This window comes from Cellulophaga baltica 18 (assembly GCF_000468615.2).
Classification (GTDB): domain Bacteria; phylum Bacteroidota; class Bacteroidia; order Flavobacteriales; family Flavobacteriaceae; genus Cellulophaga; species Cellulophaga baltica.
The window spans coordinates 3,321,081-3,346,495 of record NZ_CP009976.1; the positions used below are offsets into that span (position 1 = coordinate 3,321,081).

At 35.1% G+C, this 25,415-nt stretch carries 18 protein-coding genes; 5 read left to right on the forward strand and 13 right to left on the reverse strand.

The genetic code is table 11. From position 1 onward, the window contains the following. Positions 1-41: 41 nt before the first annotated feature. Entirely contained in the window at positions 42-599 is a 558-nt protein-coding gene (locus M666_RS14205; RefSeq protein WP_029446383.1) for a helix-turn-helix domain-containing protein, read from the reverse strand. Between the two features lie 187 nt (positions 600-786). Between M666_RS14205 and M666_RS14210 the strand changes: the two genes are divergently transcribed. Further along, positions 787-981, forward strand: coding sequence for a hypothetical protein (locus M666_RS14210; protein ID WP_024480683.1), 195 nt, complete (start codon positions 787-789; stop codon positions 979-981). Here the strand turns inward: M666_RS14210 and M666_RS14215 are convergent. Continuing rightward, positions 978-1,826 (reverse strand): hypothetical protein, encoded by an 849-nt coding sequence (locus tag M666_RS14215; RefSeq protein ID WP_151198066.1) that lies wholly within the window; start codon positions 1,824-1,826, stop codon positions 978-980. The two genes, M666_RS14210 and M666_RS14215, sit on opposite strands and share 4 nt — an antisense overlap. Before the next feature lie 47 nt (positions 1,827-1,873). Beyond that, a complete protein-coding gene (locus M666_RS14220; protein WP_029446385.1) occupies positions 1,874-4,720 on the reverse strand; it encodes a DUF2135 domain-containing protein in 2,847 nt (948 codons plus the stop codon). Positions 4,721-5,121: 401 nt separating this feature from the next. Here M666_RS14220 and M666_RS14225 point away from each other — a divergent pair, with 401 nt between their 5' ends. Further along, complete coding sequence (locus M666_RS14225) at positions 5,122-6,915, forward strand: hypothetical protein (RefSeq protein WP_039326452.1); 1,794 nt, start codon at positions 5,122-5,124, stop codon at positions 6,913-6,915. 340 nt (positions 6,916-7,255) lie between these two features. After that, positions 7,256-7,483, forward strand: a complete 228-nt coding sequence (locus M666_RS14230; RefSeq protein WP_024480687.1) for a hypothetical protein — start codon at positions 7,256-7,258, stop codon at positions 7,481-7,483. Between the two features lie 146 nt (positions 7,484-7,629). Here M666_RS14230 and M666_RS14235 read toward each other — a convergent pair whose 3' ends face one another. Beyond that, on the reverse strand, positions 7,630-8,886 hold the full coding sequence (locus tag M666_RS14235; protein ID WP_029446387.1) for an NAD(P)/FAD-dependent oxidoreductase: 1,257 nt from the start codon (positions 8,884-8,886) through the stop codon (positions 7,630-7,632). A 181-nt stretch (positions 8,887-9,067) separates the two neighbouring features. Here M666_RS14235 and M666_RS14240 point away from each other — a divergent pair, with 181 nt between their 5' ends. Further along, entirely contained in the window at positions 9,068-9,595 is a 528-nt protein-coding gene (locus M666_RS14240; RefSeq protein WP_029446388.1) for a glutathione peroxidase, read from the forward strand. 50 nt (positions 9,596-9,645) lie between these two features. On the opposite strand, the gene M666_RS14245 is transcribed toward M666_RS14240, so the two are convergent. The 9 genes from M666_RS14245 to M666_RS14285 form a co-directional block, all read right to left on the reverse strand. Beyond that, positions 9,646-10,137 carry a CIA30 family protein gene (locus tag M666_RS14245; RefSeq protein ID WP_029446389.1) on the reverse strand — a complete coding sequence of 164 codons (492 nt, stop codon included), beginning with the start codon at positions 10,135-10,137 and terminating at the stop codon, positions 9,646-9,648. Between the two features lie 26 nt (positions 10,138-10,163). Beyond that, positions 10,164-12,479 (reverse strand): translocation and assembly module lipoprotein TamL, encoded by a 2,316-nt coding sequence (tamL, locus tag M666_RS14250; protein WP_029446390.1) that lies wholly within the window; start codon positions 12,477-12,479, stop codon positions 10,164-10,166. 14 nt (positions 12,480-12,493) lie between these two features. After that, positions 12,494-17,470 carry a translocation/assembly module TamB domain-containing protein gene (locus M666_RS14255; RefSeq protein ID WP_029446391.1) on the reverse strand — a complete coding sequence of 1,659 codons (4,977 nt, stop codon included), beginning with the start codon at positions 17,468-17,470 and terminating at the stop codon, positions 12,494-12,496. A gap of 186 nt (positions 17,471-17,656) precedes the next feature. Next, complete coding sequence (gene dsrP, locus M666_RS14260) at positions 17,657-18,892, reverse strand: sulfate reduction electron transfer complex DsrMKJOP subunit DsrP (RefSeq protein ID WP_029446392.1); 1,236 nt, start codon at positions 18,890-18,892, stop codon at positions 17,657-17,659. A 90-nt stretch (positions 18,893-18,982) separates the two neighbouring features. After that, positions 18,983-20,113 carry a 4Fe-4S dicluster domain-containing protein gene (locus M666_RS14265; RefSeq protein ID WP_029446393.1) on the reverse strand — a complete coding sequence of 377 codons (1,131 nt, stop codon included), beginning with the start codon at positions 20,111-20,113 and terminating at the stop codon, positions 18,983-18,985. Positions 20,114-20,123: 10 nt separating this feature from the next. Then, a complete protein-coding gene (locus M666_RS14270; protein WP_029446394.1) occupies positions 20,124-20,753 on the reverse strand; it encodes a multiheme c-type cytochrome in 630 nt (209 codons plus the stop codon). Next, the gene (locus M666_RS14275) at positions 20,743-21,459 is read right to left on the reverse strand and encodes a cytochrome c (RefSeq protein ID WP_029446395.1); all 717 of its coding nucleotides are present in this window, start codon (positions 21,457-21,459) and stop codon (positions 20,743-20,745) included. The genes M666_RS14270 and M666_RS14275 overlap by 11 nt, the downstream gene beginning before the upstream one ends. Before the next feature lie 3 nt (positions 21,460-21,462). After that, positions 21,463-23,790 (reverse strand): molybdopterin-dependent oxidoreductase, encoded by a 2,328-nt coding sequence (locus M666_RS14280; protein WP_029446396.1) that lies wholly within the window; start codon positions 23,788-23,790, stop codon positions 21,463-21,465. Positions 23,791-23,800: 10 nt separating this feature from the next. After that, positions 23,801-24,034, reverse strand: coding sequence for a hypothetical protein (locus M666_RS14285; RefSeq protein ID WP_024480698.1), 234 nt, complete (start codon positions 24,032-24,034; stop codon positions 23,801-23,803). Positions 24,035-24,210: 176 nt separating this feature from the next. On the opposite strand from M666_RS14285, the gene M666_RS14290 reads away from it, so the two are divergent. Further along, entirely contained in the window at positions 24,211-25,410 is a 1,200-nt protein-coding gene (locus tag M666_RS14290; protein ID WP_029446397.1) for a molybdopterin molybdotransferase MoeA, read from the forward strand. The last annotated feature ends 5 nt before the right edge of the window (positions 25,411-25,415 follow it).

Below are 25,415 nucleotides of genomic sequence, written 5' to 3' on the forward strand. Positions count from 1 at the left end.
ACAGAAGCACGGAGAAAGCTTTACATAATTCGGATTCTTATTTATACAATTTGGTCTAGTTTTTTTCTATCCCATTGCTCAAGATTTTTATACGTACTCATAGACATCCCTGTAACCGTTTTAAATTGACGTGCTAGATGACTACTTGACTTATAATTCAAGGTATAGGCTATTTCCGAAAAATTTAATTGCCCTAGTTGTATGTATTCTTTTACTTTTTCAATTTTTAAATTGATGGTGTATTTTTCTAAGGTGATTCCTTCTAATTTACTGAATAGTTTACTTAAATAACTTTCTGTTTTCCCTAGTTCTCTCGCAACCATTGTAGCCAAATGTGCTGTGTTTTCTTTGTGTATTTTTTGAATTAATCGCACCTTTAATTGCTCTAGGAGTGACTCTTCTTCGTTCTGTATAATTTTAAAGCCTAAAGCGCTGAGTTTGTTGTCAAGATTTTTTTGTTCAGTATGTGCGCTGGGTTGTGCAACTACCTTTCCTAATTCAATAGTAGAGACTTCGTAACCTTCTGTTGTAAATACGTCTAAAACAGAAGCAATACAGCGGTTACACACCATGTTTTTTATGAAAAAAGTAGAAGCCATACTTGCAATTTACATTTTAGTACTGATTTTAACTAGGGATTAGTCCGCATAGATTTCTACAACTTACTCGTAAAAAGCGTGTTTTTTGTCTAGTTTCTTAAAGAATATAAACCTACTAATAGATACTAGACTATATTTACAATCTTTTAATACCTCTATAAATTAACGCCTAATCAAAAGTACCGTAGTGGACACTTGCAAATATGTTCTTTTTACAGCAGACAACAAATATGTTGTAGAATATCTTTTGAGACAATTGGTATTAAGTACCAGTATTACAGAAGCATTAATTTTTGAAAATTATGATCTTGCTGTAGGCTTTAAAAAAATGTTAGTCAAAGACTGTAAATTAGAGTGTTCTATAAATACTTATATAGATTAATTATAGTACGCTATATCATATAAAAATGATTCACCGAAATATTCTTCATTAACGTTCATCGGGTTATTTTCTGTATTGTAGTTATAAGTTGTTGTTGCTATTATCTCTTCATTCTCAGAAATTGTTACAATATTATTTTTCAAATAGGGAAATCTATATCCATCAATTCCTCCGATATAAATACCATTTGTAGGAGCAGGAAAGAAAGTAGCAATAAAACGTTGAATATATAAAGACTTCAATTGACCAAGAAATGGATTATTAGATTGATCGTAGCTTAAACTGAAGGTATTTAATAGTATATCGTTATTGTCATAGTTGTTAAATCCTATTAAATTACCGGAAGTATCATACTCAAAGACTTGATAGTTATCTGGTTCGGACAATTTCGTTACTAAACCATCTGCATTAACCTCTAATTGAATATCTATATCTTCAAAACCTCTCGTTGTTCCTGTAGCATTTATCGTAGCGCCATTATATGTTAAATTCATATCATTGTAACGCGTTAAATTACCATTAGAATCATACTCGTAAATTGTTTCTGTAGTAATTGTTTCGTCTGTTGTAAGCTCGTATGTTTCTAGAATGATATTACCATCAGCATTGTAGGCGAAGTCAACCACGTAGCTAAAATTGGGATGAATTCCTGTCCACTTAGTTAATATATCTTCAGAGTTATAAGAATAATCAGATTTGAAAGTTTCATTCTTTTTTTCCGTTTTAACCAATTGTTTCAGGTCAATAACTATTGCATCAGGTGTTTCTGAATTGTCATCTGAAGAACATGATAGTGTCATGAATATCGAAACTAATAAGATTGAAAGGGATATTGTATTTTTCATATTATGAATTTAATGATTAGTTATTAAAAATTATTTTATGAGTTTTATTATTTCTTAAATTTTATAGTTCCTACGTTAAAGTCTCCATTCTTAGCAGGCTCCAACTGAAGTGTTAATACTTCTTTTTGCTCTTCTTTTGTTCCAAAATTGGTATAGACCAATGCACGGACAGTAACTTTATCTAAAACAGTTTGTTTTCTAGAACCGTAAAAATTAACATCTATTCCGTAAGCACCATCTATAGCATGTTTAAGTCTAAACTCTTCAGGGCCGTAACCTTGAGTTACATCATAAGATATTCTTCCTCCTAGTCGGGTATTTGTATTGTTATAGCTACATCTTTCGGTATGAGGATCTGTAATCCATAAATCAATGTCTGTTTCATTAGCGTCCCAATCAATGACAATTCTAATATCAACCGGCATATGCTTTATAAAACATGGATTTATAAACGAAATGTCTAATTTTTCCTTATGCTTTGCTATGATATTATTTATATCATGAAGTGTAATTAACTCTATCCCATTGAAGCGAGCCAGGCTTTCTGGTTCCCATTCTTTAGCAATCACTTGGTATAAGTTATCTACAGCTTTTTGATGTTCTCCTAATTCTGTATAGGTTAAGCCTAAGTCAATATACGAATGTGGCTCAAAAGATCTTGTTTCAAGCACTTCCTTAAAAACGGCTAATGCTTCGTTATAAAAATTATACTCGTACAGTTTTCTTCCTAGGGTTCGTAATAATTCGGTGTTTTCTAATTCTAATTCTGCCAAATTAGAAATAACGCGTAAACCTTCTGCTCTCAGAGATTTTTGAAACATATAGGTTGCTACATCAAAATAAAAGGAAGGATTAGCTCCATTTTTTTCCTTAAGCGTTAAATAGGTGGCATATATATTTTCTTTGGCTACTGATTTTAAGGTGTTGATATATGGCTCATTACTATCCCATGCTACAATAGTTATGGTAGGTTTACTTTGTTTTTCAGATTTTTTGCTACTAAGCTCTTCTTCTGAAGCAATTTCATTTACTTCCATTATCATATCGGCTTGAGGCGATGATGCTATTCTGTCAGATACAATTTCTCTTGAACGGGACTCTGAAGGCGTAGATTTTTTGAGTTCTGGTTTTTTAATAGGAGGGTTTTTCCACCAATCAAAATCAGCATTAAAAGTTTGACACAAGCTTGAAATACGCTGTGCTTTACTATCCTTTTTTTGTTCATTTTGTGCCGAGATACGGCGGTAATATTCTTCTTGTAATGATAAGGGAGGTACAATCTTATAGTGTACATAATCTGCTACGTCATCTAAAACAATTAAAGAGGTATTAGGAGTCACGAGATTAAACTTTTTTCCATGAGACCGGATAGTGCTTGCATCTTGACGTACTAATAAAGTCTTAAGTTTTTTTTGTGCCCAAATACGTTCCCCTAAATTATGATCTAATGCCTCACTATTATCAATAATGATCTTCTTTGTTTCTGTGATGTTATCTCCAAACCCGAAATGTAGGGTTACGTCAGCTTGATCCCCTTCAATTTTTCCGGAAAGACTAAAATTATCCCTTAGCTTTTGGGCACTATTCGGGAAGACTTCTTTAATTTTAGTAGTATCAAATTCTGCTTTTATAAATTGCTTTTGCTCTTGAGTTATTTTTTCAATTGTTTGATTCACGGACGCCTCGAAAGCATTGATGTATATACCGTTAGTACACGCGGCAAAATAGTCTAATAATGAATGATTGGCTTTAGTAGCTGTATTTATAGCGGTAATAGGAGCTTCAAAATTCTTGTGATTTTTAGCCCCGAAAGTTGAAATTCCATCTGAGAATAAAAGTATTTCTTCTGATTTAAAGCTAGAAAAATCGATGGCGTTAATCGCTGTTCCCCCATCATAATTTACTGTTTTTAGGGCACTAATAAGTGGGCTGCAAATGCCATTAGCAATTTGGTACCTTGTAGTGGTATGTATGGTGTTTGAAAATATTACCAAATTTACTTGACCCTGTTGCATCCAATTTAGATACCCTTCTAAAATTTCTAATTCATTCTCTATAGCTCTATCCTTACCAGAAGAAGAAACATCCCAAACTACCGTAATGTTCTTAGGTTTCTTCTTTTCGCGCTGCTCCGGTTTTATATTTAAATAGCTGTAAAAATAGTTATCTGATGTAGCAGCTCCTTTATAAGTAACCACTTTAGAGACTTTTTTGGGCCTCGGAATAGCAAAAGTAAGGTGACGTTCTAAAGTTTTATTTTCTTCTTGATATTCGCTGATATAGGAGTTCCGTGCTTCCGTGAAATCTAAATTTATTTTTGGGCTTTTACTTTTTATAATTTTAGGTTTATTTAAGACGACTTCAACCTTTACCGAAAACTTTTTTAGCACGTGTTTGATGCTTAGCGGCAACTGATAAATGAAATTATCTACATCACCATCAATCTCGTGTTCAAATGCAACTAGGGCTTTCTTATAGCCTTGTGCTGGAATAGGGTAGACTCTAGCCTTAAAATTATTCCCTTTAGTAACTTCAGCAAGACCTGGGTCAACATTTCTGCGGGTTACCGCTTCAAAGGCTTGCGTAGCAGTTTCCTTATCAACAACAACCCCTTCCCGCATTTCTCCATTTACATCTAAAGCAAACCGGGATACGGTTACGCCATTTCCTAATGGGAAATTTAGTTCTCCCTGCATCACACGGTCGTTGTCATTATAAAATTGCATTTCCAAGGTCGTCGTAGCCATATTATCAATCACAAAAACATTGATGTGAAGACTGCTTAATTCAATAGGATTAGTTCCATTTTCTGCAGGGCTAATCATAGGAATTCCCTGAGCACATAAAGTGAAAGAATACATTAAGAATACAATGAAAGTAGCATATTTATTCATATTTTTTTAGATTTTCTATAAAATGGGAGACTAATAATCCTTCTTATAACGAACATTTATTCAGCTATGGTATAAATATAGGATTTAATACTTATGAAATGGGGTGGTAGATTATTAAGAGCCTAGATTTCAATTAGTTTAAAGGTCACACATGGTAATCTGTTGTGGTACTTTAAATGATATACTAGTTTGAAAACCAGGTTGTCATATACTTTGTGGATAAGGTTCTAAGCATTTGTATTGTAATACACTATGAATAACATCTAAGCGATCTTGGTTAGACGACTTTGTTCTAATAAGGCGTCTTCATCTTTTAAAAAATGATAAATATCATATACTGTGGTTATTATTAGTGCCAGTTTTGAACTTAATTATTTCGAATATATAATAGTACTATAATGATGAAAACACATAATTTTCATATTCCTGTAATGGGAATAGGCTTTACAATAGATACTCCAATTAAAGTTGCACATTTAGGCATTGATTCTGTTATTTCTTTGGTAGACGATATTTTAATAGAAAAGCTAAGAAAAATGTATGCCACAAACTTCAATCAATCATATCAAGAAATTACAGAAAATAGTGAAGATTTTAGGGCTAAACGAATAAGCTCCTATTTAAATTTAGTTCAAGAAATCGCGCAGCATAAATTTAAAGAACTTAAAGATATCAGTAATGGTGTTAGCGAAAGTTTAAAACAGTATTTTGATTTTTATCCAGAAACTTCCTCTCTTAAGCAACAGTTTAATGCCCTTATAAGCAAACACTATGATCGTAGTGAATTGAAAAATTTTCTAGATGAAAATTTGAAAATGGGTAGTATTGATGTGAATATAATGACCAAAGTAGATAAGGAGAACATTTATAAAAAGGAAAAATTACCTACGATATATAATGATGCTCATGCAGCTCTTAGAGGCTATGCAAATAGCGAGTTAGTTTCATCAGTTATATTTTCTGCGGGTATGAATCCAAGACTGTATAGCTATTTAGAAGAATTTGAAGATTTTTATCCTGACGAAAACGGAATGATAAAAAAGAAAATTGTATTAAAAGTAAGCGACTATAGGTCTGCATTAATACAAGGTAAATTTTTAGCTAAAAAGGGACTATGGGTATCGGAGTATAGGATAGAGTCTGGTCTTAATTGTGGTGGTCATGCCTTTGCTACAGACGGATATTTATTGGGTCCCATATTGGCGCAGTTTAGGGATCAAAGAGAAGAATTTATAGCTGAAACTGCAGCAGTTTTAAGTAAAGCATTAACGCTAAAAAATAGACAGGTTCCGGAAGTATCTTTACCTGTAAAATTTACAGCGCAAGGTGGAGTAGGGACGGCAGCAGAGCATGATTTTTTACGCAAGCATTATAAACTTGATTCTATTGGTTGGGGGTCGCCATTTTTATTGGTGCCAGAAGCTACTACAGTAGACGATGAGACTTTGGAAAAGATTAGTAAAGCAAAAGAAAGCGATCTGTATTTAAGTAATATATCCCCATTGGGAGTTCCTTTTCATAACCTCAAAGGAAATACTAAAGATCTAGAAAAAGCGGCTTTAATTGCCAAAAATAGGCCCGGAAGTTCTTGTCCTAAGAAATACGTAGCTTTAAATAAAGAGTTTACAGACGCAGGCGTTTGTACCGCATCTAGACAATACCAACATTTAAGAATTACAGCCTTAAAAAAAGAAAATTTAACACTAGAAATATATCAAAAGGAATACAATAAAATCATCGAAAAATCATGCACTTGTGTTGGGTTAGGTACTTCCGCATTGATTAAATATAATCTAGATACTAAGACAGAGGGAGAAGGAGTTTCTATTTGCCCTGGACCAAATTTAGCATACTTTTCTAAAGTAATTAATTTAAAAGAAATGATTGGGCATATTTATGGCGAACGCAATGTTATGGAACGTATGGATCGTCCTAATATATTTGTGAAAGAATTAGGTATTTATGTAGAATATTTACAAAATAAGATAGAAGAGGCAGGAAATATTTTAGATACGAAACAACATAAATATCTCTCTCTTTTTGCTAAAAATTTAAAGGAAGGGATAGGGTATTACAAAAATCTATTTCAGTCAAACATGCCTGAATTTGAAAATTCTTACTTAAAAGTACTTTTAGAATTGAAAAAAAGTGAAAATATTTTAAATAATTTAAAATTAGAACGACTAACAGTATAGACACAAAAGTGATTACAACTTTACGAGGAAATAAAGAGGAGAAAGCGCTATTGAAATTAAATAATTAAAATTAGTCCCAATTCCTTGAACCCTTATGAATGTAGGGTTTTTCCTTGTTTAACTTTAATGGACGACAGTCTTTTTTGAGAAGCTTTTATATTTTTGCATATAGTAAAAAGAAATGTTTTAGGCTTTCAAAATAATATTTTTTTGATCAATATTCCTCTTTTTCAGAAGGGACAGCATATTTTTATATCTTAAAAAAATCATAATCGTTATTTCTTTGTTGTATATTGCCTTTTGTTTAATTATATTTATTTAAGAATAAACAAAAATAACTATGGATATTTTAAAAGAAGCGACAATCTTTGAAAAAGCCAAAATGAGTCATATGTCTACGAGTGATAGAGTGGTAGCTTCGAGAGAAGCAAAACGACTAATTTTAGCAATTAATGAGCGTTATAAAGAAACAAAGGACGCAAGTTTAATGGAGGTAATGAAAAGATTAACCGTAAAAAAGAAAAAAATTGAGATTAGGTTGAAAGGAAAGCCTGATTCAGGAATATAATATTAAATTAATTTTAAAACTAAAAAACCATCGGTAGCTTATGCTATCGATGGTTTTTTTAATTCTAGTAACTTTCTTTACTTAACTAATGGTGCGATGATAGCTCCTCTTTTAAGATTTTAGTATTTTAAAAGTTACTGTGTTACTTAGGACAACATTGTTCCTGAAATTGCTTCTACAACGCCTAAAGCAGCTCTTTCTCCCGATAACATTGCAGCATTTAATGAGCCGTTTAGTTGGGTGTCTCCAGCTAGAAAAATTCCAGAAGTTAAACGTGTCTCAGATGCAGGCATATCATAGCGTAAATCATCTAATTTAGGGAGTGCTTTGGGGATATGGAATAATTTTAGGAAGCTTAGGGATTCCATACCACAGTATTCTTTTAATTCTAATTTTACATTTTCTATGAGTGTTTCCTCAGACAAATTCTGGGCATCTATAACGGTAACAGACAATAGCTCTTTAGTAGTAGTCGCAGCAGTAGCTAAACTAGAAGGGTAAAAAATGTTATTAATTAGCATATTATCGTCAGGAAGGAGACCAATCAATGGTTTTTGAATTTGTCGTTTTTCCGATTCAAAGTACAAGGCATAACAGGACCTCCATTGGGTTTCCTGACTTTTTAGTCTAGGGATTAATTTACTGGGTTCTGTGGTAACAATGGTGAAATCTGTTGCTAATTTTGTACCATCGATAAGTTCTATTTCAGTATCATTTACAGCCTTAACTTTAGTATTGAATTTAAAAGATGTGCTTTTTAATTTTTCAGAGAGGTGCTTCGGAATCGCTCCGATTCCAGCTTTAGGCAAGGCAGCATGACCTTCTCCAAACATTTTATAGACAAACTCAAACATTCTGCTAGAGGTAGCTAAATTTGTTTCTAAGAAAATTCCACTAAAAAATGGTTTAAAAAAATTGGAAATCATTTTAGAGGAAAAACCAAAATCGGTCAAATACGATAAGGTTGTTTGTTCTTTGCTAGAAAATATTGCTGAGAGTGATTTTTTCTTTAAGAAACTATTTAATTTTAAAATTAAGAATTTATCTGATAAACTCCCTATATCAGAAAATAGTGTAGAAAAAAGCAACGAGATTTCACGAAGGGGGTCTCCAATATTTACCTGTTTAGCATTTTTAAAAATTGTAGCTCCTGGTAGAAATTTCTGTAATTCTAAAGCTTTGTAATCTAAATATTTCTGTGCTGCAGGATAAGCTGTTAATAACACCTGAAAACCATGATCTAACTGGTGTCCTTGGAATAGTTCTGTTTTTACTCTTCCGCCAATAGTGTCTGTAGCTTCTAAAACAACAGGGGAGAAGCCAGCTTCTTCAAGAACCTGCGCCGCAATTAAACCGCTTATACCTGCACCGATAATATGTATTTTAGGTTCCTGTTGTTTCATGTTTAATTTTGTTTAATTATTTAAAAGTAATAATAAACAAAATTAGTATTTTTGAAACGGCTTTACGAATCATTTTATCACTTTGTGCTTTATAATTTTTAGGGATATTGTGATTTTCTATCTCATCGTATTTTTTGGTGCTGTAAAGTTGTACCAAGTGTGGCCATTTTAATACTGAATTATGAAGTTAACGACTAAAGCTAAAATTACCCCAGCGAAAGAGAATATTCTTAAAAATCATCCTATTTATGATATTACCATTAATGATTTAAATGGAGCTCCAATTTCTTTGGAAGATTTTAAGCGTAAGAAATTACTTTTTGTGAATGTGGCATCTGAATGCGGATTTACAAAACAATACAAAGAATTACAAAGTCTTAGTGATACCTATAAAGATAACTTAGTTGTCATTGGCTCTCCTTGCAACCAATTTGGAGGTCAAGAGCCCGGAGAAGCTTCGGAAATTGAAGAATTCTGTAGCTTAAATTTTGGTGTCAAGTTTTTACTTACGGAAAAAATAGAAGTAAAAGGTGCTAAACAGCATCCATTGTATGCTTGGCTTACTTCTAAATCATTAAATGGAAAAAAGAATTCTAGTGTAAAATGGAATTTTCAAAAGTACTTAGTGGATGACGCTGGGCAATTCATAGATTACTATTATTCTATTACAAAACCTTTAAGTTCAAAAATAACAAAGCATTTAAAATAAAATTTTTGTGACTTTTGGTAAGTTTCTAAATTAATAGCGCTTGTTTGTTTTTAAATTAATTCTATACGGTCAATTTCTAAAGTAAAGTGCTCTTCTTTTTTATTACCTATTACAAAGGCCAACTCTTCTATGCTTCGTTGATCGTAGTTGGGTAGTGTTAAGGAAGTTCCTCTGAAAGCGGGAGTTAGTTTTTCTAAGGCTATTTCTATAGTTTCCCATGCTCCAGAAGTATTAAAATAGGTGGTATAGGAATGTCTGTCCGTTTGTTTTGCCTTTACTCTAAATTTATACCTTTTTCCATCTCCTTTTAAGACTATTTTTAGTTTAGTGTAGGATGTTGTTTCAATGGTAGCAAACTGATATCGTAGGGAAGAAAAACCACCCTTGTTTTCTAAAGATACGGTTCCCTCAAATACTCCTTTACCATTTTCATTGATGAAAAATGATCCAGAAGATTTTCCTCCCATCACTGCATCATCTATCACAGACCATGGTAAAGTGTTTTTGTTGGTTTCAAATGTATAAACAGGCAAAGGTTTCATAGGTAACACGTGTTTCGTAAGAGTTCTTAAAAAGGGTATCCAATCGCAAAATTAAACATTAAGTTATCATCGCCTCCATCAAAAAAGGGGATTCTGCTGCGCTCTCCTTCTGGCAAGTAGGGTACACGTATTGGAGAGGCTAGATCTAACCTTATAACAAAGCTTTGTATGTCTACCCGTAATCCAAAACCTACACCAGCGCCTAGTTCTTTGATCCAGTCTTTGTCAAATTTCCCCTGAGTTTTTAAGCGTTCAATTAAAGCAATCCCTTCTTCAGTCTCATCCTCAGAAATTTCAGGCTCATAGGTTAGCCATACATTTCCAACATCAGCAAATAAGGCCCCTTTTAGATAAGAAAAAATAGGAAAGCGGTATTCTAAATTTCCCTCTAGTTGTATATTTCCTGATTGATCAAAATATGAAGAATCATCATCGTCTTCCGCTACGAAAGTACCGGGACCTAAAGAGCGTATCTGAAAAGCTCTTACACTATAGGGACCTCCAGAGAAAAATTGCTTTACGAAAGGCAAGGTAGAGGAGTTGCCATAAGGAACGCCTAGACCTGCATACAATCTGGTAATAAAAGTTTGCTCATTTTTCCACCTTAGATAATAGCGAAAATCCACGTCCATTTTAGCGTACTGTGCATAATCTAGACCAAAAGCGGTCTCCTTGCCACCATTTAAAAGATTTAAAGCGTTCCCAGCAATATCTAAACTCGTGGCAAAATAGATGGGATGAGACTTATTTTCATCTACCAATTCATTATACGTAAATTTATAATTAAGACCCGCAATGAACTGTTGTTCAAAACTACTTTTCAAATACGGATTGTCATCTAGAATTTGATCAAATTCATCCGTAGTATTTGCTAAATTCACGTAATTAATACTAATAGGGTTTAGTTCATGATATACATATTTATTGGCATTCCAAGTATATCCATACGATGTATTGAAAGAGGTAAGTGTGTATAGCTGACTTCTATCAAGAAAATCTACTCCTAAACTAATTTTTGTTTTTGGAACGTTGTACTTAAATCTGCTGGGAGAAAAAGGTACCAATCTCGGTATTATTAAATCTGTTTTTAATCCTCCAGAAATACTACTCAGGCCAGTATTGCTTCCCCCAGAGAGCTGTGTCTCATAAGAAAAGCTACCTGTAATACTCAAGGTTTCTCCTGCGCCAAATACGTTTCTGTTGTTGTAGGATACAGATATTCCTGGTCCGGCAAATCCGTTAGACTTGGTAACCCCTTGGAGTTCTGCACGCACGGATCTTTTCGTAAGCGGGGAAAGAAAAATATCCATATCTAAAGCTCCAGAACCATCGCTTCCCGCTATGGTATCCTTTTCCTTAAATTGAATATTTACGTATTTATAACTACCGATAGATGACAACCTATTGCTAGTTAGCCTTGCCGTATTTGCGTTATATTTTTGCCCTTTTTCAAAGAGAATATAGGGTTGTAATTGCTTGGGCTTAAAAAATTCTTCTTCTTGAATAAAATTGATACCGTTCACAATGGTGTTATAGGCTACAGACGTAGTATCGCCTACCGTATATTTTGGGAATACAGTCATTGAATCTATTGTATATGGTATAATAGATTTTGAAGGAGTATTCTTTTTTAAGCGGAGTAATAAGTCAAATTTGGGGGTATCATAACTATTTGTGTCCGCTTCAAAAATTAGAAAATCGGCATTAAAATTATAATAACCACGTTGCTTTAGCTGATTATCGATACGTTCGCGTTCAAATTTCATTAACTCCAGATCAAATCTATTTCCAGATTTTATAGGACTATTGGCTAAAATATCTTGAATTTCAGAATAAATAGGGAGCGAGTCTTTTTGAAGTTCAAATTTTTCTAAACGATAGGGGCGTGGTAGTTTTGTGGTATAAGTAATAGTAGCTATTTTGGGAGTTTTGTCTATTTGTGAAGCAACCCTGCTATTGAAAAAACCTCTATTATCTAGCCTGTTAAGAATTAATTTTTCTACGCGTTGCGGATCTACATCGGAAAGATAAACAGGTTCTTCTCCAATTTTTTTATTCAACCATTTGTTTAAGAAGCCTGGCTTTTCTTGCTCAGCCTTAAAGTGATAGTATAAACCAAGTCTCATTCCTAATATTTTGGAATTAGGTTCTTGAGGAATTAATGTATTTAATTCTTCAGCTACTTGATTAATTTTTAAGGTATCCTCTTCTGTTTCTATCTGTATCTCTGACCCTGCATACAAAACTTCGTCTTCCGGAATATATTTTGAAACTCCACAGGAGTATACTACTAGGGTGAGTGTTAGTATGAATAGGGAGCGATATCTAGCGTTTTCTTTCAATGGGATGATTCGTTTTATTTATTTTCTTTTGTAGTTTTCTTTTCTTCCGTATCTTTTTTTAGAGGATTGAATAGCTCACTAAAACTATTAAACTCCCTATTAAAGATTAAAGCGACTCCTGTAATAATAAGCTGCCCGTCAATTACATTTTGATATTCATTTTTACGAAACCCCTTTAATCGGTACCTACCGTCTTCAGACAGTAAGTACTCTAAGCTTACATTCCCAATAATTGGCGTCTCACTTTGTCCTGCTTGAGCGCTACCTTCTACATCTACGGCACTTCCTGCGGTTACAATTAGTCTATTATCGAACAATTTTTTCTGAGCGTTGATATTTAATTGGGTTCTATCTTGGGGACTATCTCCTTGATAATCAGTGAAACTATCCAAATCAAAATCTAGGTCAAACCCTGTATTCCCTAGGAGTTTATTAGAAAAGGTGTTTAGTTGTCCTGAAAGCACCTTATTTACATTGTTACGTGCAATGGTAGCTGTACCACCGCTACTACCGTCACTTCCTGCGGTAGGGAAAAATCTATTTAAGGTTAGTAAAGAGAATACTTGTTTGTTTAATTCCGATTCTTGGTCGTTAAGCTGTTGTACTTGGCTGTATACAGCACCATTTAGCGAACCTTGCGAATCTTCTGGCATGTCTAAATTAAAAGAAATCTCTGGTGTTAGCAATTGCCCATCTACATTTAAATACACCATAAATGGAAGTACTTGTTGGTATTTTGCGGTAACACTAGCGTCTTCACTCGAGGTTACGCTAGACATTAAAGGACTTGCAGACGCTTCTACATTATATATGGCAGTAACATCTAGTTTTGCATCAGTAGGGCTCCCTAACCAAGTAATGGTACTACCGGGCTTAATATCAAATTTTCGTTTTACTAAATTATAAAGGCTTGTTTCGTAATGACCATCTTTTAATTCGTACCTACCCGATAAACTCATGGTGCCATTAGAGGCCACGCTAAAATTCAAAGCAGCATCACCAGAAACTTGAAGATTATCTCCTGTTTTTTTATCAATAATTACATTGAAGATAGCATCATCATCAATCTCCAACACGGTATTTACTTTGTAACCTTTAAATAGGGAAGAGGTCTCTTCCTCGTCATTTCTTGTAAGAATGGCATCTGGATTTTCTTGATTGACAAAAATAACAACGCCATCTCGTTCTTCTACATCTAATTGCGATTCTGGTACTACATATGTAATATCGGTAATTTTTCTAACTTTTAGGGAACCGGTTACCACGGGAAGACTTAAAGACCCATTGATCTTTACATCGGCATCCATACTGGCTTGGCCATAAAATAATTCATTATCTTCCTTGGTGGAGTTTATAACTTGAAACGCATCTGCTTTTAAACTCAAATCAAATGATGGATTTGTAAAATCATCTGTCAGAACAGTGCCATTTAAAACAAAACTATTGGCTTTAGAATCGTTGATTTCAAAATTATCTAAATACAAGCCACTAGTATTTATTTTTAGCTTTTCATCGGTGATTTTGAAAACTGAATTCAGCTCGGCAACATTAAAGACGGCATCTTTAAAATTAAAAACTCCTTCATATTCCGGGTTAGTAGTTGTTCCGCGTACTTTGGCGCTACCAGAAATAAAACCTTCCGAATTGGTAATAGCTCCCTTGGAAAATGCTTCAATGTTTTTAAGAGATACTTTGTTTAGCTCTAGGTCTAAGTTAAGTTTGGCGCCACTCTTTGCTGCGGTATAATCTCCAGTAAGGTCTAAATCTATACCACCATCTTTTAGCGATAAATCAAAATCATAAGCAGTATTACTAGTTGATGTAGCTTTGAGTTTAAGATTTCCTAACGGATTTTGAAGGGCTTTTAGGTCGTTAATTTTAAAATCGGCTATAATTCCACTAGCTTCAAACGGATTCTCAATTACAAAACTACCATTTATATTCCCTGAAGCTAAAGCTTCATCGGGGTTTAAAAGGCTTAAGAACGTTTGTAATTTGAAATTATTAAATATAATTCCAAAATGTTCACTATCAATTCCTTCAATAGTATTACTTAAACTTAATTCTTGATTTTCTTTGGTGAATCTTATGTTTTTAAAATTCAAAATATTTTCACCAATAGCTATGGTGTTATCCTCTGGAATAGTCCAATTCTTTCTATTAAAAATTAGCCCAGAAGGATTGATATGAAGCTTGGTAGTATCTTTAGAGAATCTTACTTCTGTGGCGATATGAGCTAATGGTGAACCATCATCAAAAGATGTAAATTCAGTAAGCAGTGCATTGTTTTTTACAGTTCCTTCAAATACCGTTTTTTTAATTAAGATAGGATCGGAAGATAGGGTGCTAAACCCTGCTTTAAGATTTAAGTCTGTAGCATCGCCCTCTATTAAAACGCTAAGGCTATCAATAGTACTGCCATTGTAACTTGCGGAAGGTATAAACAATACAGCATTTAGCTTCTTAGCGTTAGCGTCAAAATTAGCCTTCATAGTAATGGTATCTAATTTATCTACATCTTTTAAAAACACTTCAGTGAGAATAGGAGTAGGCCTGAAAGCTAGATTCATAGAAAGAACAATAGCGTTGGTTGTAGTATCTATGGCTGTGCTATCAGTAAAATATGCTTCAAACTGCTTTTGTAATGCGGTATACACCATTTCTGGCGAACCGTTAGAATTTAATTGTCCAGTTAAGAAATCACTATCAATATTTACCTTAGAGCTGTTGGTGTTTATGATCGCTTTTAGATCTATCGCATCCATATGATATTGTTCATTGTCATACACTGCGACACTTTCTAAAACAGAGGTGTTCAATTCAAAATCTGTAAGGTTTCCGCTAAACCGCGCATTCAATTTAGTACCCACCTTAATGTTTTCTTGGGTGATTCCTAAAGCATACAAATCGGCACCTATAAGGTTTAGATTCAATTTTAGGTTTGAATTGATGGAGTCTAGATGAATTGGTGCATTTGCTTCAAGGTTTAAATTTTGATCCTTAAAGTCGGCGTTAATAACGCCCTTTCCTCTCACGATTTTACCGGATAGGTTTAGGTTAGAAAAATCATAATCCTTGAAATCTAATTGTGTGAAGTTAGTTGTTAGATCAGCATTCAGGCTATTTAAACTATTGCCACTGCCTTTCAAGTCCATAGTCATGGAAATGCCACCAAATTCATTATTTTTTAGTAGCTGATCTAATCTTAAATTGTCCAGGCTTAATGTACCTGAAAAGGACATTGAATTTTTGGCGCTAAACTCACCTAGAATTTTTGCAGTTCCTTCGGGAATTTTTAGCGCTATGTTTCCCTTTATGTGCTCTGTAGAGCCGATAGCAATAGCGTCTAATTGTATGGTTTTCGGAATAGATATACCTAAGTCCGTTTCTGAAATAAAAGTAAGTATGTCTTTCTTAATCGACGTAGCTTTAAGTGTTTTGAAATCAAAAGATAAGGCATCTGGATTCATCAGGTTGTAAAGCTCTCCTTTAGCAGTTAATTGGGTGTGTTCTCCCCAATTAATTTTGATGGTAGGAGCAAGTGTTAAAAGTGACCCTGAAGCATTTAAATTCCCTGTAAATGGTTTTGAAGCGGCTTTTTTAATAGTCTCGTTTTGAGCTAAATCGGTTTGAAAGTAATAGGCGTCATCAAGATTTAGAATAAATTCAGGAAATGACACAGCGATAGCTGAGTTTTCGGGTGCCTCTAGTAATTCTTGTATGGAATTGTATTTGATAGATGCATCACCATGAATAATACTCCTATTTGTTTTTAGTTCTAGGTCTGAGACCGCGGTAGATTTTGCATTTAAACTGGAGTTAAAAGCTAGATTTCTTAACTGAAAACCACTTTGTTCTTTAAAGGAAAAAGTTTTTAAAGACATCTTCACCTGTTCTGCTTTATAGCTAAGGCTTTCAGTAGTAAAATTCAGATTGGAAATTGCGATGTCACTTGGATTAAATTCTCCTGGGGTAGGCGTTGGTTGTCCTACCTTCAAGTTTATATTATTGTGGTTAAGATCTATTTTAGCCACCTGAACGATGTAGTTAGGCCATTCAAATTTCGTGCTATTTGTAGCGGTTTTTTCCGTAATTGGCGTGGTGGAGTTTTGATTTTCTATTAGTAAACTAATAGTTGAATTGTTTAATTTTAATTCGTTGACAGTAAATACGTTGTTCGCTAAATCTGCGGTCTCTAAATCTAGGTTAAATTGTCCAATTTTAACACTGCTAGTGAGCTGATCTGGAATAGAATTATATTGAGCAGTTACTTGTTCTAGTTTAAAATTCTCAACAGCAATGTAGGGTAGTTGGGTAGCTGTACTATCTTCAGCTTCAGGAAACGGTTTCGTCTGCTTATACGTGATATCGGTATCATACAGCATTACATTTTCAAGCTTAAACTTCATAGATTCTAATACCATTTTATCGATATCCACTTGGAGTTTTCCTAATTTAATAGCGCTTTCAATGCCTAAAAACCCATCCGTGTATCGTACATCAAAATTGGAAAGAGAAACTTCTCCAATTGTAAAAGCTACGGGAGCAGATGCTTGTGTAGTTGTGACCGTATCTGTTGCCGCAAAAGCCTCAAGTAAGAAGTTGAAATTAAAAGTTTCTACCTTTTCTGCTCTACTAATATTCGCTTTTACGCCATCCCAGATTAACGATTTTAGTTCAATGTCACTCCCAAAAACTAGAGGAGATAAAGGGACGTTTGCTTCTAAGCTCTTGGAGTAGATGAGGGTATCTCCTTTGATATCCTCGAGGTAGAGTCCTTCTAAATAAAGATTTCCTGAGAAGGTCAGGAATAGCCGATCTATTTCTACGGTCGTGTTGGTTTTTTTAGAAACGTAATTAACAACTTTAGACACGATAATATCTTGTCCCCACTGGCTTCTTATAAATAGTATAATACTTATAAAAAGCAGTAGAAGTATAGCAAAAACTTTGAGTATTCGCTTTAGAATTCCTTTTTGTTTCTTTCTCATTTGAAGCCGCAAATATCTGTAATTTTAATTTAAGACATGTGCTTTACTCCTCATTAGATTAACGCAATAGCATTGTCTGTGAGTTGAAGGTTCTGAGTACGTTTTTTGTAGTTGTTATGAATCTATTACAAAGTAAATTTTCAGAAGCAGCACGGTAGCTGTTCTTATTGTGAGACTATATGGGAATTAAACGTTGTCTGCATTTTTATCTTTATAACGCAACTCACCCAATTCAATACCAATAGCCGTTTTAGCAAGGATGGTAAATACAAAGGCTCCTAAAGCCCATATACCAATGGTAACGCCTATTTCTATTCCAGAAGGTAAGTATTCTACTATTTTACCGTAAGGTCCAGGAATAAAGCCCGGAACAATTAGTCCAAAGCCTTTTTCTATCCATATGGCAACAAATAAGAGTCCACAACATACATATAGTACTTTAAGGTTATTTCTAAATTTATTAAAAGTAAGAATTATGGTAGCTAATACGTTTATAGGAATCGCTGTCCAAATCCAAGGAAGTAATGCTGTTTTTCCGTGTAAGCCAAAAAACAAATAATAAGCACTTTCACTATGGTGCGTGGGCGCATAAAACTCTTTAAATAGCTCAGAAACAAGCATTATTAGATTTATCTGTGCAGCCACAGTAACAATCATTGCTATTTTTTTGATGGTTTTATCTTCTATTTTAAAAGCAGTAAATGTACGTATTACGGCTAGTACTAAAATGATTAAAGCGGGGCCAGCAGCAAATGCTGACGCTAAAAAACGAGGGCCTAATAACGCATTATTCCAAAAAGGACGCGCTTGTAATCCTTGGTATAAAAAAGCAGTTACTAAATGTATGCCTACAGCCCAAAATACAGATAGAATGGCTCCGGGTACATAAACACTTTTCTTTGCTTCTTTATTTTGATAGTGTTTAAACAGGATGTAAAATGGGATACTGATATTAATGAAAAGGTATCCATTTAACACGATAACATCCCAAGTTAGCATGGAGTTGGGGAAGTTAAAAACACCTATTCCAGGAATCATGTGCCATAGTACGGAAGGTCCGCCCATATCTGCAACGACAAAAGCCAAACACATTATTAAAGCGGCGACCGCTAGTCCTTCTCCAATTAATACAGCTTGTTTAAAATCGATATCTTTCAATACATAAGTTGGCATCACTAACATGACGGCAGCTGCCGCAACACCTACCAAAAACGTAAAGTTAGAGATGTAGAGCCCCCAACTCACACGATCAGACATTCCTGTAGCGCTCAGCCCTTCTTCTAGTTGAATGGAATAACAATACATGCCTATTAGCATTACAAGGGTTAAGAACCCCATCCAAAGATGGTACTTAGCAGACCCTTTAGTAATAGTATCTAAACTATCGATTACTAAACTTTTAAATACTTTAAATATTCCCATTATATGCTATTTAAAATCAATTTGCCTAAGAATCAATTGTTATTCTGAGCACTACGATTTATATATTTTCTGTTGTTAACCTGCTTTGTATTAGTCCATGAAGTACCAGAACTTGGGTTCTGTTCCTAAATCTTCTTTAAGTCTAAAGACTTTTTTATTTTCTAAGACCCATCGTATGGTACTCTTGGGATCTAAAAGATTTCCGAAAATTCTAGCGCCTGTTGGGCACGCCTCTACACAGGCTGGGTTTTTACCTTTACGCGTACGTTGCACACAGAAGGTACATTTTTCCATAACCCCTTTTTTACGCATTCTGTTTCCTAGGTAATGCTGATTTTTGTTTACCTCATTCTCTGGAACCTCTGGTTTACTCCAATTAAATCTTCTCCCATCATATGGGCAAGCTGCCATACAATACCTACAGCCTACACACCAGTCATAATCAATAACCACAAGACCATCTTCTTCTTTCCAAGTGGCTTGTACAGGACAAACTTCTACACAAGGAGGGTTGTCACAATGAAAACATTGCGTTCCCATATAAAAATGACCTTCGGCAGGTACCTCATGGTAGTAATTATCGTCTGCTTTATCAAACTTAAAACCTTCTCCGTCTTTCATTTCATGAATACGGATGTATTGCATTTCAGAGTTGCGATCTTGATTATTTTCTTCCACACAAGCGCTTACACAATTCATGTAGCCCTGACATTTAGAAATATTAAAAGCATATCCAAAAAGTACATCTTCGGCCGCATTTTCTGCGGTCATGCTTATGTTTTTATCTGTTCTTAATTCGTAAGAGCGCATTAAACGTTCTATTGTCCCTTGCTTTTCTTCATCAGTCATCAGCTTATAGTTTCCCTTAAACTGCTCTTCCCAATCAATCTGTGCTTTTTCTTTGCTTTTGTCACCGGTAGTTACGCTGCAAGAAGTACTTACGGCGCCAGCTCCAATAAGCAGGCTAGCGGTTAGTTTCCGAAAAGCACTTCTACGGTCCATTTTTACATCAAAGACTTGATCAAAACCATCTTTATGTCTTTCTTCTCCGATAGAGGCGTTGATCGCTGCTTCGTAAAATTCATCAGGACTTAACTCTTCATCTTTCTTAGGGGTGCTGCTGCAACTACCTTCGGCATTACCACAACCACAAGTTCCAGAAGATTTTTTAGTGGTATTTAGACCTAAATCTAAAGAGTACCATTTTTTATTTTCGCTCATACCTTTATTTTTAGTGATCTAAACCTTCTTTACGTTCTATTCCTTTTTGAGTATTGTATTGCACGGGCCATCTTGTTTCAAAGCTTGGACTGTGAGGATTATGGCAGTTGACACAAGTGTTTGATGCTCTTGGAGGAGCCCAGCCTGCTACTTTTTTACCATGTGCACCACCTTTCCAATCCTCAAATTGACTAGAGTGACATTGTGCACAGAGTTTATAACTTAGGTTGAAATCTATATTCTTACCTGTTAGGGTATTTAAGCTATTCATGTCTTCCCCGTTATGGCATGTAGCACAATCCATCGCATCACTATTGGCGTGATTTAATGTGATGTCCCAATGCGCTTTTTGAGCGGTTGTTCCTTTCATTTGCGAAACGGGTTTGCTATGACATTCGATACAGGCAAAAGATTTTATCTGTCCTTTTCGTTCTGGAATAAGAAATGTAAATTCTCCTTCGGTTATTTGTATGAGTTCTGTATCCATAAGCAAATCTTCAGAACTAAGGTTGCCGTGATAAGGTCTACTTTCTCCTTCTATCTTGTCCGATATGGAATGATACCCGTCTTTTTCTTTGCAAGAGAATAAGGATATTCCTAGAAGTAATACTACGTAATATATTAGCGTTCTATTTTTCATTTAATTGATCAAATTGTCTTAGAAATGTACTGGTGTCCACATTTGGTTGCGCATTGGTCTTTGGTAAATGGCATTGTCTGCAATTTATCCGTTCAGGGTGAGATACTCTTATTTCTTTTGGAGCACTAGGTCCTCCATGACATGAAATACAACTTTCTCGCATTTGCAGTTGATGAGGAATCATTGGCGGACTCCCAACTAAAGCATTATTTACTCCTAGACCCACTCCAGGAGGTTTTGGCTTAGAAAAGTTAAAATCTTTGAAGGTGGTATTGGTGTTTTTTGTTACATGACATTGCCGGCAGTTTACCATTTCTGGATGCGGAGTAATGGGAGCATACGCATCAAACTTGGCTACAAACCCTCCATTTTGATGACATTGAATGCAAGTATTACCTCCAAAGCTACGTTCTTTAGCAACAGGGTGAGGAATGCTTGGGGGTGCACCGGGATACGCTCTATTGCTGTAATAAGTAGCTAATGATCGTTGGTGGTCTTCATCAACAGGCATATTAAAATAATCTAGGCCTGCATCATCAAACCGTCTAAAAGCGCCACTTTCTGATGGAATGAAGTTCCCTGTAGGAGTTTCAATGACAGGAGTGTAGGCTTCTTCTAAACCTACTTGATAGCTATAATTCCAAATAACGATGAACGCTATAAAGATGGCTACAAAAAACGATATGATTCCAAGTCTTTTTTTCATAGTCTATACTCTTTCAACTTTAACCGCACACTTTTTGTAATCTGGTTCTTTAGAAATAGGACAGAAGGAGTCTAAGGTAACATCATTGATTAGCATATTCTCATCAAAGAATGGAACAAATACTTGTCCTTTAGTAGGTAAACCTCTTTCGTTGATAGATGCCGGTAATGTACAAGAACCACGACGAGAGGTAACCTTGATATTTTCTCCGTTTCTGATGCCTAGAGCCTTCGCATCGTCTGGATGAAACTCTACATAGGCATTTGGCATAGCTTGATGTAATACTGGAATTCTACGCGTCATAGATCCTGTATGCCAGTGCTCTACAACACGACCAGTATTTAACCAAAATGGGTATTCTTGATCTGGTTTCTCTGGTGCGTCTTCAAAAGGACGTTGCCATATGACGGCCTTACCATCTGGTTTTCCATAGAAATGAAAATCTTCTCCATTAGAACAAGCAGGATCATATTTAGCATTGTAACGCCATTGGGTAGACTTTCCATTTACATAGGGCCAAATAGCTCCAGATTCTTTCTTTAAAACTTCAAGAGGAGCCATATTATGTTTGGCACCTTCATGAAATTGTCGGTATTCATTATATATTTCTTCTACGTGATTCTCTTTACTATATGGAAATAAATCTCCGTAACCCATTCTTCTGGCTACTTCAATAAACATCCAAGCGTCTGGAGTCGTATCTCCAGGCCCTTCTACCATTTTATTCCAATGTTGCGTTCTACGCTCAGAATTACCGTATAAACCGTCTTTTTCTATATGCCATGAAGCAGGAAGAATAACATCAGCGACATCTGAGGTAGGCGTAGGAAATACGTCTGAAACCACTACAAAGCAAGATTTCTTTTCCATTGCTGGTCGGTAACGACTGGTTTTTGGTAAGGACACCAAAGGATTGGTTGCTTGTGTCCAAATGAATTTAATGTCGCCACGATCTACTGCTCTAAACATTTCTGTAGCATGGTAGGTAGGCTTGGCAGGAATACGCGCTACAGGAACTTTCCATATCCTAGCAGCCATTTCTCTATCTTTCTTGTTGGCTACAACGCCATGTGGCAGTTTATGTGTAAAGGTTCCCACTTCACGAGCAGTACCACAAGCAGAGGGTTGCCCTGTTAAAGAGAAAGGTCCGTTTCCTGGCTGTGATATTTTACCTGTAAGTAAATGAATATTGTACACGAGATTATTAATCCAAGTTCCGCGCGTATGTTGGTTCATTCCCATACACCAATAAGAGACCACTTTTTTATTAGGGTCACCATAAATAGCGGCTAAATATTTGATGTCTTTTACAGATACTTTGGAGTATTTGGCTACTTTTTCTGGACTATAGTCTTTTAAAAATTCTTTATAGGCTTCAAAATCTATAGCCTCTGGTTTATCGGTAAACTTAAATTTATCTTCTAAACCATAGCCGATATTAGTAAGCCCTTTGCTAAAAGTACAGTGCTTTTCTACAAATGATTTGTTGACCCACCCATTCTTTATAATTTCATAGCATATAGCATTTGCTACAGCCAAATCTGTTTGAGGTTCAAATAAAATAGAACGGTCTGAAGCAGTACTAGAGCGCGTAGTACGTGTGGCGAAATCTATAATTTTAGCGCCGCGTACAGCTTTTTGTTCTAACATTCTTGAAAATAATACAGGATGCATCTCAGCCATATTATTTCCCCAAGTCACAAAGTAATCAGCATGATCTATATCTTCATAGCAACCCATAGGTTCATCTGCACCAAAAGAGGTCAAGAAACCAGTAACCGCACTTGCCATACACAACCGTGCATTGCAATCTAGGTTATTAGTACCAATGGCACCTTTCATAAATTTAGAGGCAATATACCCTTCCGGTATCGTAGATTGTCCAGAAGTATACATGGCTACAGAATCTTTACCATGAGCAGCGATGGTTTCCTTCATTTTAGAAGCTACTAAATCTAAAGCTTCACTTATAGGCGTTTGAACATAGGTTCCATTTTTCTTTACCAAGGCATGCGTAAGTCTATCTTTAGATTGGATACACATAATTTGATGATACCCTTTTACACATAACAGACCTTTATTCACAGAGGAGTTAGGGTCGCCTTTAACGGCAACAGCTTTTCCATTTTCAGTACCTACAAGAATTCCGCAACCAACACCACAAAATCTACAAGGCCCTTTTTTCCAATCAAGTTTGGCATTTTCAGGAATCCCTTCTTCTTGTTCGCTGGCGAAAATAATTCCTGGAAACATTGATGCAGCTGCAGTAATTGCAGACATCATGGCCATTTTTTTTATAAAACTCCTTCTATTTGTTACAGAATCGTACATAGCTATATAATTATTGAGGGGTGTTAAAACCAGAAACTAGAGCCAATAATTTTAGACTACTTAAAGCTTCAATTTTTTCTTTTAGAATTTCTTCTTCCTTTTCGTCTTGAGTATCAGTGACTAATGCTAAAACATTTTGATTTTCTGCAGGAAGTACTTCGCATTGTCCAAAACCTTTTAAGGCTGTCATTAACTCTTCTTTTTTTCCTAGGATAGGATGGACTAGATAACTTTTAATTGGCATACAAAATAATTTGAATTAAGAACGAGGTGGCTTGTTTTTTTAACAAAACACTAACTATTTAGCAAAAATCTGAAAAGATTCATAATTAAAAGATGATAATTATCATAGTTCGTTTTAAACTTTGAGCGCTATATTTGAGCGGAAATAACGTATTTTTAGGACGATAAAATAATATAATGGAGAAAGGTTCTACTTTAATAAGCATAGAGGAAGCACAAAATTTAGTGTTGACATGTAGTTCTTTAGCAACTATATTATTAGAAGTACCTCTAACCGATGCTTTAGACTTTGTTCTGGCTAACGATGTTATTTCAGAAATTGATATGCCTCCTTTCCGGCAATCAGCTATGGATGGCTATGCCTTAAAAATTAGTTCAGAAAAAGCCTATACGGTTATTGGGGAAATAAAAGCAGGAGATCACGCTAATCCGCCTTTAAAAAATACAGAAACTGTACGCATTTTTACAGGTGCTCCTGTTCCTGATACTGCTGATGCGGTTATTATGGAAGAGAGAGTTGTAGTAGATGGCACGCGCATGTCACCACAGATGCCATTAGTGTCAGAAATGAATATACGTCCAAGAGGGTCGCAAATTAAACGAGGAGCTACGGCTTTAGAAAAAGGAACAGTCTTAAAAGGAGCACATATAGGCTTTTTAGCCAGTATAGGGGTTACTACTGTAACTGTTTATAAAAAACCATCTATAGGTATCGTTATTACGGGAAATGAACTTAAAGCTCCTGGTACGCCTTTGGAATATGGCGAAATATATGAGTCTAATGGTACCATGCTTTCTGCAGTATTACGAGAGTTAGGTTATTTAGATACCGCTATAACAACGGTTATAGATGATTATGAAGAAACAAAAAACACCTTAGCAGCAGCAATCAAAAAATACGATGTGGTTATGGTTACAGGAGGTGTTTCTGTAGGAGATTATGATTTTGTTGGTAAAGCGCTAAAGGCAATAGGAGTAGCCGAAATTTTTTATAAAGTGAAACAAAAACCAGGAAAACCCTTGTTTTTTGGAAAGAAGGATAGTACTGCTGTATTTGGTCTTCCAGGTAATCCTGCTGCCGCCTTGAGTTGTTTTTATATCTATGTATATCCCTTATTAAAAAAGACAGAAGGTGCCACTCAAACGCAGTTATTACGGATCGAGATGCCTATGTTAGAAGACTATAATGTTCGCGGAGATCGGGCGCAATTTTTAAAAGCTTATGTAAATGGCGCACATGTTCAAATTTTAGGAGGTCAGAGTTCAGCCATGGTAAGTGCTTTTGGAGATGCTAATGCCTTAGTATTTCTCCCCGAAAATACTACCATTGTAAAAAAGGGTACACCTGTTAAAATAATTCTATTACCTACAAAATAAGAAGC

Bases quoted from the DNA above. Each gene is read 5' to 3' on its own strand.
- M666_RS14205 (WP_029446383.1), bottom strand. From the start codon at position 599: ATGGCTTCTACTTTTTTCATAAAAAACATGGTGTGTAACCGCTGTATT.
- M666_RS14215 (WP_151198066.1), bottom strand. From the start codon at position 1,826: ATGAAAAATACAATATCCCTTTCAATCTTATTAGTTTCGATATTCATG.
- M666_RS14220 (WP_029446385.1), bottom strand. From the start codon at position 4,720: ATGAATAAATATGCTACTTTCATTGTATTCTTAATGTATTCTTTCACT.
- M666_RS14225 (WP_039326452.1), top strand. From the start codon at position 5,122: ATGAAAACACATAATTTTCATATTCCTGTAATGGGAATAGGCTTTACA.
- M666_RS14230 (WP_024480687.1), top strand. From the start codon at position 7,256: ATGGATATTTTAAAAGAAGCGACAATCTTTGAAAAAGCCAAAATGAGT.
- M666_RS14235 (WP_029446387.1), bottom strand. From the start codon at position 8,886: ATGAAACAACAGGAACCTAAAATACATATTATCGGTGCAGGTATAAGC.
- M666_RS14240 (WP_029446388.1), top strand. From the start codon at position 9,068: ATGAAGTTAACGACTAAAGCTAAAATTACCCCAGCGAAAGAGAATATT.
- M666_RS14245 (WP_029446389.1), bottom strand. From the start codon at position 10,137: ATGAAACCTTTGCCTGTTTATACATTTGAAACCAACAAAAACACTTTA.
- M666_RS14255 (WP_029446391.1), bottom strand. From the start codon at position 17,470: ATGAGAAAGAAACAAAAAGGAATTCTAAAGCGAATACTCAAAGTTTTT.
- dsrP (WP_029446392.1), bottom strand. From the start codon at position 18,892: ATGGGAATATTTAAAGTATTTAAAAGTTTAGTAATCGATAGTTTAGAT.
- M666_RS14265 (WP_029446393.1), bottom strand. From the start codon at position 20,113: ATGAGCGAAAATAAAAAATGGTACTCTTTAGATTTAGGTCTAAATACC.
- M666_RS14270 (WP_029446394.1), bottom strand. From the start codon at position 20,753: ATGAAAAATAGAACGCTAATATATTACGTAGTATTACTTCTAGGAATA.
- M666_RS14275 (WP_029446395.1), bottom strand. From the start codon at position 21,459: ATGAAAAAAAGACTTGGAATCATATCGTTTTTTGTAGCCATCTTTATA.
- M666_RS14280 (WP_029446396.1), bottom strand. From the start codon at position 23,790: ATGTACGATTCTGTAACAAATAGAAGGAGTTTTATAAAAAAAATGGCC.
- M666_RS14285 (WP_024480698.1), bottom strand. From the start codon at position 24,034: ATGCCAATTAAAAGTTATCTAGTCCATCCTATCCTAGGAAAAAAAGAA.
- M666_RS14290 (WP_029446397.1), top strand. From the start codon at position 24,211: ATGGAGAAAGGTTCTACTTTAATAAGCATAGAGGAAGCACAAAATTTA.